The organism is Sporomusa intestinalis, from assembly GCF_055383785.1.
In genome coordinates, this window is sequence record NZ_AP042390.1 from 4,322,738 (window position 1) to 4,338,078 (window position 15,341).

Annotated in this window: 12 protein-coding genes; all 12 read right to left on the reverse strand. The window is 57.2% G+C overall.

Annotation, left to right across the window (positions count from 1 at the left end):
* Window positions 1-5: 5 nt before the first annotated feature.
* On the reverse strand, window positions 6-755 hold the full coding sequence (gene tpiA / locus ACZ481_RS20130) for a triose-phosphate isomerase (protein ID WP_464770664.1): 750 nt from the start codon (window positions 753-755) through the stop codon (window positions 6-8).
* A gap of 21 nt (window positions 756-776) precedes the next feature.
* Window positions 777-1,964, reverse strand: coding sequence for a phosphoglycerate kinase (locus ACZ481_RS20135; RefSeq protein WP_464767121.1), 1,188 nt, complete (start codon window positions 1,962-1,964; stop codon window positions 777-779).
* 78 nt (window positions 1,965-2,042) lie between these two features.
* Entirely contained in the window at window positions 2,043-3,050 is a 1,008-nt protein-coding gene (gene gap / locus ACZ481_RS20140) for a type I glyceraldehyde-3-phosphate dehydrogenase (protein ID WP_464767122.1), read from the reverse strand.
* 19 nt (window positions 3,051-3,069) lie between these two features.
* Entirely contained in the window at window positions 3,070-4,098 is a 1,029-nt protein-coding gene (locus tag ACZ481_RS20145; RefSeq protein ID WP_464767123.1) for a sugar-binding transcriptional regulator, read from the reverse strand.
* 175 nt (window positions 4,099-4,273) lie between these two features.
* Entirely contained in the window at window positions 4,274-6,034 is a 1,761-nt protein-coding gene (gene pyk / locus ACZ481_RS20150; RefSeq protein ID WP_464767124.1) for a pyruvate kinase, read from the reverse strand.
* A 277-nt stretch (window positions 6,035-6,311) separates the two neighbouring features.
* Complete coding sequence (locus ACZ481_RS20155) at window positions 6,312-7,505, reverse strand: anaerobic glycerol-3-phosphate dehydrogenase subunit C (RefSeq protein ID WP_464767125.1); 1,194 nt, start codon at window positions 7,503-7,505, stop codon at window positions 6,312-6,314.
* Window positions 7,506-7,559: 54 nt separating this feature from the next.
* Window positions 7,560-8,804: an anaerobic glycerol-3-phosphate dehydrogenase subunit GlpB gene (gene glpB, locus ACZ481_RS20160; protein WP_464767126.1), complete on the reverse strand. Its 1,245-nt coding sequence runs from the start codon at window positions 8,802-8,804 to the stop codon at window positions 7,560-7,562.
* Window positions 8,791-10,401: an anaerobic glycerol-3-phosphate dehydrogenase subunit GlpA gene (glpA, locus tag ACZ481_RS20165; RefSeq protein WP_464767127.1), complete on the reverse strand. Its 1,611-nt coding sequence runs from the start codon at window positions 10,399-10,401 to the stop codon at window positions 8,791-8,793. The genes glpB and glpA overlap by 14 nt, the downstream gene beginning before the upstream one ends.
* A 165-nt stretch (window positions 10,402-10,566) precedes the next feature.
* On the reverse strand, window positions 10,567-12,063 hold the full coding sequence (glpK, locus tag ACZ481_RS20170; protein ID WP_464767128.1) for a glycerol kinase GlpK: 1,497 nt from the start codon (window positions 12,061-12,063) through the stop codon (window positions 10,567-10,569).
* A 48-nt stretch (window positions 12,064-12,111) separates the two neighbouring features.
* Window positions 12,112-12,837, reverse strand: a complete 726-nt coding sequence (locus tag ACZ481_RS20175) for an MIP/aquaporin family protein (protein ID WP_464767129.1) — start codon at window positions 12,835-12,837, stop codon at window positions 12,112-12,114.
* Window positions 12,838-13,117: 280 nt separating this feature from the next.
* Window positions 13,118-13,684, reverse strand: a complete 567-nt coding sequence (locus tag ACZ481_RS20180; RefSeq protein ID WP_464767130.1) for a glycerol-3-phosphate responsive antiterminator — start codon at window positions 13,682-13,684, stop codon at window positions 13,118-13,120.
* 212 nt (window positions 13,685-13,896) lie between these two features.
* Entirely contained in the window at window positions 13,897-15,318 is a 1,422-nt protein-coding gene (rpoN, locus tag ACZ481_RS20185) for an RNA polymerase factor sigma-54 (protein ID WP_464767131.1), read from the reverse strand.
* Window positions 15,319-15,341: the final 23 nt, after the last annotated feature.

A 15,341-nucleotide genomic window follows, 5' to 3' on the forward strand; every position in this document is an offset into this window, starting at 1 on the left:
CAGTCTTAATACGTGACCAGTTTACTAAAGGAACCGGCCTCCAGGCTGGCCCCCCCCACTAACGCCCCGTCAATATCAGGTTTAGCCATGAGTTCGGCAATATTATCCGGTTTGACACTGCCGCCATACTGAATCCGGACCTGGTTGGCGGCGTCCGGCCCAAAGCCGGCGGCGACGGTGCTGCGGATAAAAGCGCATACGGCATTGGCGTCGGCCGCGGAAGCCGTGCGGCCGGTGCCGATGGCCCAAACCGGTTCATAGGCAATCACCAGCTGTGCTACCTGCTCGGCCGTAAGTCCGGCCAGGCCGTTTTTCGTCTGCTCGCCCACAACCTGTTCAGTCGCCCCCTGTTCCCGTTCTGCCAGGGTTTCACCGACGCACAGGATAGGAGTCAGGCCGGCCTGGCAGGCGGCTTTTACTTTTAAATTCACAGTCTGGTCTGTTTCCGCAAAATACTGGCGCCGCTCAGAGTGACCGATAATGACATGAGTGCAGCCAATATCCTTGAGCATGGCGGGAGAAACCTCGCCGGTAAAAGCTCCCTGGTCTTCCCAGTGCATATTCTGCGCGCCCAGGCCAATAGCCGAACCGGCCACAATCCCGGCTACCGCCGTCAGGGCGGTAAAGGGCGGACAAATCACAATCTCCACAGCGGTCACAGCCTTGGTCAGGGCTTTGAGCTGCTCGGCCAGCGCTGCACCTTCCCCGGCTGTTTTGTGCATTTTCCAGTTGCCGGCAATAATTGGTTTACGCATCATCTCAACTCCTCACTTATTCTACTTGTCAGCCAGAGCGGCAATCCCCGGCAGTTCCTTGCCTTCCAGAAACTCCAGCGAGGCTCCGCCGCCTGTTGATATGTGCGTAATCTTACCGGCCAGGTTGAGCTTTGCCAGAGCAGCGACCGAATCACCGCCGCCGACGATGCTCTTGGCCCCCAAAGCAGCCACCGCCCGGGCTACCGCTTCTGTGCCGACAGCGAACGCATCGAATTCAAATACGCCCATGGGTCCGTTCCAGACCACCGTTTTCGCTCCCGCTAAGGCCGCGGCAAAGCTGGCCGCACTGGCCGGTCCGATGTCAAGCGCCATCCATTCCGGCGGGATCTCAGCCACAGCCACCGTTTTCCGGGCGGCATCGGCGGCAAACCGGTCGGCCACCACCACATCGGCCGGCAGCAGCAGGCTGACCCCCTTCGCCTTGGCGGCAGCTATAAGTTTGCCGGCCAGTTCCAGCTTATCGGCCTCTACCAGCGATTTGCCGGTTTGATGGCCCTGGGCCGCCAGAAAGGTATTGGCCATACCGCCGCCAATAATCAGGGTATCCACCTTCTGCAGCAGATTTTCGATAACGCCGATCTTATCCGAAACCTTGGCGCCGCCGATGATGGCCACAAAGGGCCGGGCCGGGTCGGTAACCGCCTGCCCCAGGAAGAGCAGTTCTTTATCCATCAGAAAACCGGATACGGCCGGTATATATGTAGTGATGCCATGGACCGAGGCATGGGCCCGGTGGGAAACGCCAAAGGCGTCATTGACCAGAATTTCCGCCAGACCGGCAAGCTGTTTGGCAAAGTCAGGATCATTTTTTTCCTCTTCGCCGTGAAAACGCAGGTTTTCCAGCAGCAGCAGCTGGCCGCCGCTCAGGGCAGCCGACATTTTCCGGGCTTCGGGGCCCACGCAGTCCGCAGCAAACTGGACCTCCCGGCCCAACAGCAGCTGCGACAGCCTCTGAGCCACGGGTTTAAGGGAAAACTCCGGCACAACCTTGCCCTTGGGGCGTCCCAGGTGGCTGGCCAGGATAACAGCCGCATTGTTAGACAGTAAGTATTCCAGGGTGGGCAGCGTGGCCCGGATGCGCGTATCGTCCGTTATATTGCCCGCTTTATCCATCGGGACATTATAGTCTACCCGGACTAGGACTTTCTTGCCTGACACCCGGATATCAGTCAAACTCTTTTTTTTCATATGTCATTCCTCCCGTGTGAGCTTAGAGAGAGGAAGCAATCCCAAACGCTGTCTGAGATTGCTTCTTAATAATAAGCGCTATAGGCCTTTGCCGATAATAAAGCGGATGAGGTCGACAACCCGGTTGGAATAACCCCACTCGTTGTCATACCAGGAAACAACCTTGACCAGATTATCGCCCACCATCATGGTTGACAAACCATCAACGATGGAGGAATGGGGATTGCCGTTGTAGTCTTTGGAAACAAGCTCTTCTTCGGAAAAAGCCATAATCCCTTTGAGTTCGTTGTTGGCGGCTTCTTTAAGCGCGGCGTTGACAGCCTCGGCTGTAGCCGGTTTTTCCAGCTGCGCCACCAGATCGGTAATCGATACATTCGGGGTGGGGACCCGCAGGGCAAAGCCGTTGAGTTTGCCTTTGAGTTCAGGCAGCACCAGCGCCACCGCCTTGGCAGCCCCGGTCGTGGTCGGAATGATCGACATGCCGGCAGCCCGGGCGCGGCGCAGGTCCTTATGGGGCAGGTCGAGAATGTTCTGGTCATTGGTATAGGCATGGACAGTCGTCATTAAGCCTGATTTAATGCCGAATTTTTCCTGCAGGACTTTGGCAAACGGAGCCAGGCAATTGGTCGTGCAGGAGGCGTTGGAGATAACCTGATGGCTGGCCGGATCATATTTATCCTGGTTTACGCCCATAACAATGGTAATATCCTCATTTTTGCCCGGCGCTGAGATAACTACTTTTTTGGCGCCTGCTTTAACATGAGCCAGGGCTTTATCTTTTTCCGTGAAACGGCCGGTCGACTCCACCACAATGTCCACGCCCATAGCCTTCCAGGGCAGGCTGGCCGGATCTCTCTCCGCCAGCACCTTAACCAGCCTGCCGTTAACGGCGATGCCGCCGTCCACCGCTTTAACCTCAGCGTTCATCGTACCGTGAACCGAATCATATTTCAAAAGATGGGCCAGCGTTTTAGCATCAGTCAGGTCATTGACAGCAACGATTTCAAAATCAGGATTGTTGACGGCAACCCGGAAAACATTTCTGCCAATGCGGCCAAAACCGTTAATACCAACTTTAATAGTCATTATGAAATTCCTCCTAAATTTAATTTGTGTTTATAAGTAACCGGATGGCCCTGGCTGCAGCTTCATCAGTGATGAGCACATCCTGGCCGCCGGCGCCGGCTACCGCTAAAATAGCCTTAGCCTTGGCACTGCCGCCGGCTACGGCAATGACAGTGCCGATGCCGGCCAGGTCATCCAGCCGTAAACCAATACTGCTGGTAACATATACAATCTCTCCCGGCAGGGCGCAATACTGCCCCAGAGCTTCCCCCACGGCCCCCCGCTGTTCGATCGCGGCAACAGTCGCTGCCGGCAGCCCCCGCCGCTGCGCCATCTCAACCGCATCGCCAATGCCATAGACCAATATATTGGCTTTTTTAATGAGTTCGGCCACAGTCCGCAGATTGGCGTCACCGGCCAGGATGGCCTCCAGGGTTTCCTCACTGACTCCGTCGGGGATATGCAGCAGGCGGTAACGGCCGCCCAGTTTGCCGGCCAGTACGGCGGCAATGGTATTGGCCTGATACTCGACCACCTCGCCCAGGCCGCCCCGGGCCGGTACAACCATGGTTGTCGGCACGCTGAAGTTAATGGCTTCCGCCACTTTGGCCATCGTTGAGCCGCCACTTACGGCAACAACCATATTATCTCCCAGATGCTGGCCAAGTACACCTGCCGCCGCCCGGCCAAGCTCACGCCGGACGGTGCTGTCGGCCTCGCTGTCGCCGGGGATGATAATCACTTGGTTCAGCTTTAGCCGCGCAGCGAGCTCATCCTCCAGCCCAACCAAGCCATGAAGCAAGCGAATATATTCAGCCAGATCGGCCAGCATCGCCTGCCCTTCGGCCGTCACACTCATGCCAAGCTGGGAAAACTCGACCAGCCCGGCAGACTTTAACCAGTCTACCTGAGCCCGGACAACCCGTTCCCCCATAGCCAGCATTGTCGCCACTGCCCGGCGGCCAACAGGCTGGGCATGCTGAATATACCGCAGGAGATTATACCTTGCTTCAATAATTTGCGTTAATTCCGGCGCAATCTTGCGCTGTAGTTGAATGATCTTCTCCACGCTAATCCCCTTTGGGTCGCAAACTGTCCCGGTTGAACATATTTTGTCCCGTAACGGCAACAAAATTTCCACTTCACGTTAATACTATTCGCCCGGGGTAATGAAATTCCTGCCTTTTTAACAAAAATACGGTATTTTTTTCTCTTACTTGCCCGGCGGCCGGAACAACAGGCTGTCAGCGGGCATTAATCTGACCGTTGTAAACAATGCCGCGGGCCGCATCAACAGTAACGGTTGCGCCATCTGTCAGGCGTTCGGTAGCCCCCTCGGCGCCGACGATAACCGGGAGGCCAAAACAGGTGCCGACAATAGCCGCCTGCGAGGTGAGACCGCCTTCTTCAGCCACAATAGCGGCCGCCTTGGCGGCATACACCGCCGTTTCCTCATCGACAGCCTTGATTACCAAAACAGCGCCGGGCTGAAATTTTTCTCTGATCTCCCTCAGCGACCGGGCAATACAAACCGTACCGGTTGCCGCCGTCCGGCCCACACCGGTGCCCCGCAGCAATATATCGCCAACGACATGCACCCTGATCAGGTTCGTCGTCCCGGCGGCCCCTAACGGCACGCCGGCAGTAACCACAACCAGGTCGCCTTCTTTGACAATGCCGGTGGATAAAGCCCCGCTCACCACATTGGCCACCATTTCATCGGTATTCTGCGACCCTGGCGCCAATACCGGATATACACCCCAGCACAAGAGCAGCCGGCGCAGGGTTTTCTCACTGGGGGTAACAGCCACAACCGCCGACTTCGGCCGGTATTTGGAAACCATTTTCGCCGTATAGCCGGTGTTGGTCGAGGTAAGGACGGCAGCCGCCCCCAATACGTGTGCGACCTGGACACTGGCATGGCTGATGGCCTCGGTTGTCGTTTTTTCCTGCCCCAGCCCTTTCGCCTGCAGTAATTGGCCGAACTGCAAAGACTGTTCGGTGCGCGCCGCCAGTCTGGCCATTGTCTGCACCGCTTCAAGCGGGTATTGGCCGGAAGCGGTTTCACCGCTCAGCATGATCGCATCGGAGCCGTCCAGAATCGCGTTGGCAATATCACTGGCCTCCGCCCGGGTAGGCCGTGGATTGGTCAGCATCGACTCCAGCATTTGCGTGGCGGTAATTACCGGCTTGCCGGCCTGATTGCATCTTTCAATCATCTGCTTTTGCACCAGGGGGACATCCTCTACCGGAATTTCCACCCCCAGGTCGCCCCGCGCCACCATAATCCCGTCGGCTACCTTGAGGATTTCATCAAGCCGCAGAACCCCCTCGGCGTTTTCAATCTTGGCAATGATCTCGATTTCCCCCTGGACGCCGGCCTCTTCCAGCAATTTGCGGATCGCCAGAATATCACCGGCCCGCTGCACAAAAGAAGCGGCAATAAAATCAACGCCCTGTTCCAGGCCAAAACGGATATCGGCCACATCCTGCTCCGACAGCAGCGGCAGCTTGACATACACGCCGGGAGCCGCCACCCGCTTCCGGTCGGAAACAGAGCCGCTGTTCTGAACCGTTGTGACAATGTCCTGCCCGGCAACGCGATCAACCAGCAGGCTGATCAGGCCGTCGGCCAGCAGGATCACATTGCCGGGCGCGATTTCCGTATGCAGCAGCCGATGGTTGACTGACGCCATTTGACTATTGCCCAGTAGCTCCCGGGTAGTCAGGGTAAAGGTTTGGCCCTTGGTCAGCATGGCCTTGCCGCCCGCAAATAAGCCTAAGCGCATTTCCGGTCCTTTTGTGTCCAGCATCAGGGCTACAGGGCTGCCCACAGTCCGGGAAGCCTCCCTGACCATGGCCATCCGGCGGGCATGGTCCGCATGGGAGCCATGGGAAAAGTTAAAGCGGGCTACATTCATGCCGGCGGCAATCATCCGCTCAAGCATACCGGGAACATCTGTACTGGGCCCGGTAGTACAAACAATTTTCGTCTTTTTAAGCATACGCTTCCTCCTGCATCGGCAAATTATGTGCTTATTGTTTTGCTAATTCCATAAATGTGTACAGGGAAACCCAGAGGGACATTTTTAGTCCCACTGCATAAATCCACGTCCCATTATAGCAAAAAAAAATTTTTACTGTTTTTTAACTATTCGCCTGTATTTATAAAAAATCCTGCCAGGCGGAGCCAATATGCCGATTTTTTCCTGCAACCGGGTGCAGCCGGGCACCGGCGGCAGAGCGCCAGGCCCTGCCGGCCGGCGGTGCCACCCCGCCTGACTACAGGCCATAGGCTGCCCGGACTACCGCCACCGGATGAACCGCCCTGACCCCGGTGCCATGGGTAATCTGCAGCCGGCAGGTGCCGCAGTCTGACACCACGGCCGCCGCGCCGCTGTTTTTTACTGCGGCAAAGAGCTGGCTGCCAACCGCCATGGCAATCTCATACCGGTCGGCTTTAAAGCCGTAATTACCGGCAATGCCGCAGCAGCCGGCATCGGCGTCCGTTATCTCAACCCCGGGCAGCAGACGCAGCAGTTCCAGGCTGGGCCGGCCAATGCCCTGCGCCCGGAGATGGCAGGGGGCATGGTACAGATACCGGACCTGCTGCCTGACAAACTCCGTGTTAAGCCGCCCTTCGTCATACCGCTCCAGTAAAAATTCCGCAATATCATAGATGCGGGCCGCGACCGCCCCGGTGCCGTCAATGGCAAACAGCTCCTGATATTCCTGCTTCAGCATCAAACCACAGCTGGTGCAGGCCGTGACGACAGCATACCCCTGTTCAACATATTTGCCCAGGGTACTGACATTGTGCCTGGCCTTGGCCTCCGCTTCGTCCAGATAGCCGCCAACCACCAGCGGCGAGCCGCAGCACACGGCCCCCGCCGGCACAATAACCTCAAACTGATTGGCCTGCAGGACGGCGACAACGTCAAGCCCCACCTCCGGCTGGTTATAGTTCACAAAACAGCCTGGGTAAAAAACCACCTTGCTGGCAAAAGGCTGCTGCCTGATTTTGCGGAACTGGTGCATAAAAGACTGGCGGGCATAGGCCGGCAGCGGTGCTTTAGCCGCTATCCCGATCTGTTGCAGCAGCGCCCGGCTCAGGCTGTTGTCCAGGCCCGAATTGGCCAGCCCCGGCGCTATACCGGCCAATTTAGCCATTTGTTCGCCATGTGACAACAGCCAGTCCCGGAGCGGCGGCTTGTGTGTCTGGCGCTGCCGGGCCCGGGCCTTCATATTGAGTGTGGACACCGGCACCTGTGACGGACAGCTGATATCACAGTTCTTACAATTGGAGCAGTACTCCAGCGCGGCATCAAAATCCGCCTCCGACAGCCGGAACCGTTCCCCGGCCGGCCCTGTCAGCTTCGGCCCCCTGAACTCGCGTACCGCCTGCGTAACCGGGCAATGTACAACACAGGCCGTACAGGCCGTACAGCTATCCGGGGTATTATGATGTTTTTTCATACGTTTTCTCTCCATTAATTAAAATTACCGTACAGGCTTCCGTCTCAGAGTCTGTCAACAGTTCATTCCGGCCGTGTAGCCTGTCACCAGCGCCACGCCGTTGCCTGATTTCTCCCGGCAGTAATCATAGCCGGCCAGGTTGCGGCCGGCAATATACACATTTTCCAGCATTACCCGCCCGCCGGCATCTACCGGCCGCAGCTCGCTATTCACCTGCAGGCCGATCCGGGCAAAAGGCTGGTCCGGGCCGCCAAACAGCTTCAGCCCGCCCCAGTCCTCCCGGTCTGCGGGAGCCTGCACCGGCAGGTGCAGCACCGCTTCCTGCACCGCGTCCGGCCCGGCTGTGATACCGCCGCCCCAAAAACCGCCTGTAGCCAAAATGACCGCCTCCGTGCGGTAAGCCCGCTCACGGTCCATATTGTCTGTGACGATCGCCGCCACCCGGCCGCCGGTCTGTACCGCCCAGGCGGCATGGGCCTGCTCCAAAATCCTGACCCCCAGCTTGCGGGCGTGATTTACCAGCAAAGCCCGTAATCTAAGCCCGGTAATCGCGGTCGGCATAATGACGGTTTCCACAAAGCTGCAGGCCAGGGCCTGTTCCAGCTTATTCCTGACCTCATAATCAGGCCGTACGCCCAAAACAGGGGGAATGACCACAACACTGCCCGGCCTGACGAACCGTGCCAGCTGCTCATAACAGGCCTGCTGCCCGGCCGGGGTGTCAAGCCATCTGGCAATATCCAGGGCGGTTACGTCCCGCCCCCCGGCAAAACCGGGGTCAATAAGCACCGGTTCATACTCCCTGTGCCGGCCGGCGTGGGTGCGTAAGCCGCTGCCGACCAGATCCGGGAAATAATCTTTCAGCCTGGCAAATCCCGCTACCAGCACATGGCTGGCCGTTGCCAGCGGTGCCGGGTCCATGGTTAAAGGCAGCAGACAGCTCGGTTTCAGCGTGCCGGCAGCCGTAGGCAGCCAGTGGTTGGCAGCCAGCGTGCCGGTATAAGCAAAGCCGGCCTGCCGGCAAAGGTCAAGGAAAAACTCGACGGCAGCCGCGACCGCCTGCGGGCCGACTTTGCTGTACGGGTGGTCTGCGGCCAGGTTGCCCAGAGCGGCAGCCGGACTGTCAACCGGGCTATTATCCTCAAGGTACCCCAGCACATCAATGGTACCGCCGCCAATCGCCAGCGTACCGGCGCCGGCGGTCAGCAGCGCAACCTGCTTCCCCCTGCCGGCGGCGGCAATGGCCGCCGTTAACCCGGCTAACCCGCCGCCAATAACAATAACATCATTTGTTCTCATGTTTAACCGCTCCATCTATATTTAATGCCGCCCCGTAAATGCCGCGCAGCAGTTCGGCCTCCCGCAGCTGCTGGCCCCATAACACCGGGCGGATTCCGGTCCAGCGGGCCTCCAGGAAGTCTGTCAGCAGCTGCGGGGCGGACTTGCCTGTAATCAGCTGCCTGGTTGCCGCCACCCCTACGCCGCGAAAACCGCAAAACGCCCCCTGGCAGGTTCCCATCCCCATGCGCGTCTTGCGCCGCACGTCTTCCAGACTATAGCTGGCAGGGTCTGCCGCCATAGCCTCCACCTCGGCCAGGGTAACCATCTCACACTCGCACAGCAGTTGGCGTTTCGCCGGCGCGGCCGCCATTGCCCGGACCACTTCCTCCAGCTTGGGGCCCAGCCGGTCCAGGGCCCGGTTGACGCCGTACGCCGGAAAAAAACGTTTAGCCTGCTGTACGGCGGCGGCCGGCGGCTCTGCCAGCAATGCCTCGGCGGCAGTACGGCACCGGGCGGCAATACCCAGCTGCGTACAGACATGATCAGCCATCTTTTCCGCCATCAGGCGGTAGGTTGTCAGCTTGCCGCCGACAATTGTCGCCATCCCCCGGAGTCCGTCCCGGCTGTGGTCAATAATGGTAAAACTGCGGGATGCGGCCCGGCCGGCGGCGTGGGCATCAGCACTGTACAGCGGGCGGGTGCCGGCAAAAGTCCGGAGAATGCGATAATCATAGATATTTTCGAATACAGGCTGACCAAGCCGCAGCAGCTCTGCCACCTCAGCCGACCGCGGCACCGTATCATCAGGCCGGTCGGCGGCGGACGAGGTGGTGCCCAGGATCGTAATGGAACCGTGGGGAACAAAGATATCGCCGTCAGCCGGCGGCCGCAGCCTGTTGACTACGCGGCTGGTAAACCGGTGATTAAAGGCAATGAGCACCCCCCGGTCAGGCCGGACAGGGACATCCTGGCCGGCCAGGCCGGCCACCTGGCCAACCCAGGAGCCGGCGGCATTCACAATATAATCACAGGTTATTACGCCGGTCTCACCGGTTAGCGTATTTCTAACCCGGACCCCTGCCACCTGTTGATTCACCTGTTCAATGGCTGTTGCGGCCGTGTAGGTCAGCGCCTGCCCGCCGTATTTCCGGGCCGAAAGCACATTCTGCCAGACCAGCCGGAAGCCGTCGACGGCGGAATCCGGCACCCGGTAAGCCGAAACCAGCCGGCCTGTCAGCTGCGGCTCCAGACGCCTGGCCTCAGCCGGTGTTACCGGTATGGCCGGAATCCCCGCCTGCTCACAGGCCGCCAGCCAGACCGGCTCAAATTCCTCCTCGTCTTCCGGCAGTCTGACAAACAGCCCTTCGGTTTCCTCCACAGCCTGCCTGGCAATTTTACGTAAAATATGGTTTTCTTCCATACATTCGCGCGCCGATTCCGCGTCTTTGACCGCATAGCGGCCCCCACTGTGCAACAGTCCGTGAAACCGCGAGCTGGTGCCATAAGCTAAGTCTTTTTGTTCAAGTAATATTGTTTTTATGCCGCGCATGGACAAATCCCGCAGTATACCGACTCCGGTTGCCCCGCCGCCAATAACGACTACAGTAGCTCGCATAGCTTATACTCCTTCGGGAGGTCTGGTACAAAGTACTGGAACCTCCATATTTTTCCGGCGAAAAAAAGGCTAGAGAAGTCCCTCCGGGCCGCTTAGGGCGCAAGAAGGACTTCTCTTCATCTCTAAGTCCGTTTTAACAATATAAAGCCGTTTATCAACAAGGTTCTATTCTTCCCAGTCCATCGAGCGCTTGACAGCTTTTTGCCAGCCTGTATACAGTTTGGCGCTTTGCGCGGCCGCCATCTGCGGCTCAAACCGGGTATCGAGTTTCCAGTTTTGGATAAGCTCCTCCTTATTGTTCCATACGCCGACAGCCAGGCCGGCAAGGTAGGCGGCGCCCAGGGCGGTAGTTTCCGTAACCTGCGGCCGGTCGACCGGAACCCCCAGGATATCGGCCTGGAACTGCATCAGAATATTATTGACAACCGCCCCGCCATCCACCTTAAGCGCCTGCAGTGTAATGGCCGAATCGGCCTCCATCGCACTGAGAACATCTTTGGTCTGATAAGCCATCGAATCCAGGGTGGCGCGGACAACATGGGCCTTGGTCGTTCCCCGGGTCAGGCCCAGAATGGCGCCGCGGGCTGTCATATTCCAATAAGGAGCGCCCAGGCCGACAAAAGCCGGTACCACATACACCCCCTCGGCATCGCTGACTTTTTTGGCAAAATACTCAGAGTCGGGGGCGGCATCGATCAGCTTCAGGCCGTCCCGCAGCCACTGAACTGCTGAGCCGGCGACAAAGATACTGCCTTCCAGGGCATATTCAACCTTGCCGTCCAGGCCCCAGGCAATCGTTGTCAGCAAGCCGTTTTTCGACTCAAATACCCTGTCGCCGGTATTCATCAGCATAAAGCAGCCGGTGCCATACGTATTTTTCGCCATGCCAGGCTGAAAACAGGTCTGGCCGAACAGGGCCGCCTGCTGATCCCCGGCGGCGCCGGCAATAGGCACGGCAGCCCCCAGGAAAACACCAGGGTCGGTAGTGCCGTACACCTCGCTGGAGGGACGGACCTGCGGCAGCATGCCGGCAGGAACGGTAAGGACCGCTAACAGCTCTTCATCCCATTTCAGCTCACGGATATTATACATCAGGGTCCGGGAGGCATTGGAGTAGTCGGTGACATGCACCTTGCCGGCAGTCAGCTTCCAGATCAGCCAGGTATCAATCGTGCCGAATAAGAGTTCACCCCGCTCGGCCCTGGCACGGGCTCCCTCCACATGATCAAGAATCCATTTCACCTTGGTGCCGGCAAAATAAGCGTCGATGACCAGGCCGGTTTTCTGGCGGAACACGGTCTCCAGCCCTTTGTCTTTCAGGTCATTGCAAATATCCATGGTCTGCCGGGACTGCCAGACAATCGCGTTATATACCGGTTTGCCTGTGGCTTTATCCCATACCACAGTGGTTTCACGCTGATTGGTAATGCCGATCGCCGCGACATCGGCCACACTGATGCCGGCTTTGGCCACCACCTCGGCCACAACGCTAATCTGGGAACTCCAGATTTCATCGGCATTGTGCTCTACCCAGCCCGGCTTAGGGAATATCTGGGTGAATTCCTTCTGGGCAACAGCAACAATAGCGGACTCCTGGTCGAATAAAATTGCCCGTGAACTGGTTGTTCCCTGATCGAGTGCCAGGACATACTTTTTGGTCATAACAGCAACTCCCTTGTTTTAATTTATCTTGTAGCTAATGCAGGCGGCCTAGAGTATACCGGCCGCTTTAGCCACGATAACGGCGACGCCGGCGCCAAGCATCGGACCGGCAACAGGAATCCAGGCATAACCCCAGTCTGATCCGCCCTTGCCGGCTATCGGCAGGACCGCATGAGCCAGCCGGGGGCCCAGATCGCGGGCCGGGTTAAGGGCATAACCGGTAGGTCCGCCGAGGCTAAGCCCCAGGGCCCAGACCAGCATGCCCACAAGGTAAGGTCCAAAACCAGGGGCCAGGCTGCCAACAGATTTAGAAAAGATGGCAAAAATCATAGTAATTAAAGTGGCAGTGGCAATAATCTCGCACAGCAGATTGGCAAAGGGGCTGCGGATTGCCGGCGCGGTACAGAAAACCGCCAGTTTGAGCCCTTTATCCTCGGTGATCTCCCAGTGGGGCAGAAAAGCCAGCCAGACGATGGCGGCACCGGCCATCCCGCCTGCTATTTCCGCCACCATCGTCAGGACCGCATGGCCGGGCTCATAGACACCCAAAAACATTTTGGCCAAGGTCACCGCCGGGTTGAGGTCGGCCTGCGGCGCACCGGCGGCGATGGCGCTAAATACCCCCAGCATAACCGCCATGGCCCAGCCGGTGACAATGGTCAGCCAGCCGGCTCCCTCCGCCTTCGACTTGCTCAACAGACAGTTGGCGACAACGCCGCAGCCGAACAGACAAAGCACCATCGTGCCAAAGAATTCTCCAAACAAATTTGTCATCCTAAAATCCCCTTTCGCCCTTCTCCTCTAAACTCAGAATTTTCTGACAAAAAATGCCAATGATCCGCCTCCCGTTCTCACCCCCTCCAAACAAAATAAAAGCCCAAATCAACGCCTCCGCGACAGCATTCTGCCAGGCGAAAATTTGGACTTCTCTTCATCTCTGTCCCTGTATGAACTTCTTTGTTAATATATATTCTGCCTGGCGGAGATAATTCCTGCAAATTTTTAAATTGCGTGAAAATTATTATTTTCACATACAATTTCTGTTAATTAACCCCTACCACAACTCCCGTTTACTGGCACTTACCGCACTAAGCCCGCAGTCTATGGCCTGCTGGACCTCGGCTTTGGTATGCATCAGCCCGCCGCCCAGAATCGGCAGCCCGGTCAGGCTGGCCAGCTCGGCGACCACACTGCAGGGCACCGAGGCCGGCAGCAGTTCCAGGGCATCAGGCTTGTAGCCTTTAAGCAGATTTACCCCGGTTTTAATGGCTTCCGAATCCATTACAAACAGCCGGTGGATCACCAGCATGCCCGCTTCCCTGGCAATCTTGCCAAGCTGGGGCTTGGTGGTAATAATAGCCGACACGCCCATGCGCGCCAAAAACAGAATACCCGCTTTATCCTTGCCAACCCCGCCTAACAGGTCCAGGTGCACCAGTACCCGCTTTTTATGCTCACGGGCCTGAGCCAGCAGTTCGGGCAGGATGTTAATATCGCCGAAAAGCAGGCTGATGCTGGGGCTGGCCGAATGGGACAGGGCATATTTAAAATCCTCATAATTGCGGGGCGCCGGAATAATATACCCGTCACTTAATGACATGATCATGGTGTTTTGCGCCATCCAATCACCACCTTAACGTACTATCAGATTCTTATTCGCCATCGATGGCAATTCCCCTTTTCGTCACTTGGGCTTTTTTTGCCAATTAATGGTATATTTACAACCTCATTGCTGAAGCTAGCAAGTAAAATTTCCCGCCGCAAGGATTTATCCCCAAATAAAAAGACCTCTAACAGGAGCAAGCCTGTTTAGAGATCAAAATATTCACAACATTAATGTCTCTTGCGCCTGCTGGAGGCCGGAATTGCCAGTTCCTCCCGGTATTTAGCCACCGTCCGGCGCGAAACCATAATCCCCTTGCCGTTTAAGAGATCGCTTAACGCCTGATCACTTAAGGGTTGTTTCGGATTTTCGGCAACAATAAGCTCTTTCAGTTCCTGTTTGACCCGGCTGGCGGAAATATCCTCGCCGCCGGCACTTTGCAAACCGGCAGTGAAAAAGGTATTCATGCCAAACACCCCATGGGGGGTAGCTACATACTTATTGGCGGTGGCCCGGCTCACGGTTGATTCATGAACGCCAATCTGCTCGGCCACTTTTTTCATTGTCAGCGGCCGCAAAAATTTGGGGCCATGGTCAAAAAAACCGCGCTGGAGGTCAATAATGGCCTCTGTCACATTATATAAGGTACGGCGACGCTGTTCAATGCTTTTTATCAGCCACACAGCCGCATGGATCCGGCCTTCCACATATTTGCGGGCATCTGTGTCGGCTTCGCGGACAATTTGCCGATAATACGGATTGATTGACAGCTGCGGCACATGATTGTCGTTAATATGAATGACATATTCGTCATTAAGGCGTTCAATCGTAACATCAGGTGTAATATACCCGGGCTGACCGCCGCCAAAAGCGCGGCCCGGCTTGGGGTCAAGGGTGCGGATGATATCAACCGCCTGCTGTACTTCGTGGGGGGTACAGTGCAGCTTGTCTGCAATTTGCTTATAGCGGCCGCACGCCACCTGATCAAGATGTTCGGCAATGATTGCCTTGGCCAGGTCGGTCTCCGGCCCCGCCGGCGTCTGCTGCGCCAGTTGGAGCAACAGGCATTCCTGGAGGTTGCGGGCTCCGACCCCCAGCGGATCAAAGGTTTGAATAATTGCAAGCACATCTTCCGTGCAATCCTCGGCCACCCCCAGCTGAGCTGCTGCCTCGGCCAGGGTGCCGCATACATAGCCATTATCATCAATACAGCCAATCAGGTATTTGCCAACAGTAAGATGAATCGGTTCAAACACCGCAAAATGCAGCTGCATTTCCAGGTAGTCCTGCAACGATACCGCCTGGGCGTCAGCCACTTCCCGGGCCTGGGTCGTCTCCGCCATCCCGGCCTGATTGCAGCCGGATACCGGTGTCCCGCCCAGCAGGTATTCAATCCAGCCGTCAGCCTCAGGCTGATTGTCGTATTCGGCACCTGTTGGCTCAGGCACCGCCGGCGGCTCGTCGCCCTGCTCATGGTCATTCTCATTATAGTTGGCATCAGCCTCTAGCACCGGGTTTTCCAACAGTTCCTTGCCTACCAAAGCTGCCAATTCCATGGATGGAAGTTGCAGAATGGCAATCGCCTGGCGTAATTGAGGAGTCATAATGAGTTTCTGTGTTGTTTCTAATTTAAGTCCATAGTCTAACTGCACACCTGTTAACCCTCCCCCTGTGG

Bases quoted from the DNA above. Each gene is read 5' to 3' on its own strand.
- ACZ481_RS20155 (WP_464767125.1), bottom strand. From the start codon at position 7,505: ATGAAAAAACATCATAATACCCCGGATAGCTGTACGGCCTGTACGGCC.
- gap (WP_464767122.1), bottom strand. From the start codon at position 3,050: ATGACTATTAAAGTTGGTATTAACGGTTTTGGCCGCATTGGCAGAAAT.
- ACZ481_RS20180 (WP_464767130.1), bottom strand. From the start codon at position 13,684: ATGGCGCAAAACACCATGATCATGTCATTAAGTGACGGGTATATTATT.
- tpiA (WP_464770664.1), bottom strand. From the start codon at position 755: ATGCGTAAACCAATTATTGCCGGCAACTGGAAAATGCACAAAACAGCC.
- ACZ481_RS20135 (WP_464767121.1), bottom strand. From the start codon at position 1,964: ATGAAAAAAAAGAGTTTGACTGATATCCGGGTGTCAGGCAAGAAAGTC.
- glpK (WP_464767128.1), bottom strand. From the start codon at position 12,063: ATGACCAAAAAGTATGTCCTGGCACTCGATCAGGGAACAACCAGTTCA.
- glpA (WP_464767127.1), bottom strand. From the start codon at position 10,401: ATGCGAGCTACTGTAGTCGTTATTGGCGGCGGGGCAACCGGAGTCGGT.
- glpB (WP_464767126.1), bottom strand. From the start codon at position 8,804: ATGAGAACAAATGATGTTATTGTTATTGGCGGCGGGTTAGCCGGGTTA.
- pyk (WP_464767124.1), bottom strand. From the start codon at position 6,034: ATGCTTAAAAAGACGAAAATTGTTTGTACTACCGGGCCCAGTACAGAT.
- ACZ481_RS20175 (WP_464767129.1), bottom strand. From the start codon at position 12,837: ATGACAAATTTGTTTGGAGAATTCTTTGGCACGATGGTGCTTTGTCTG.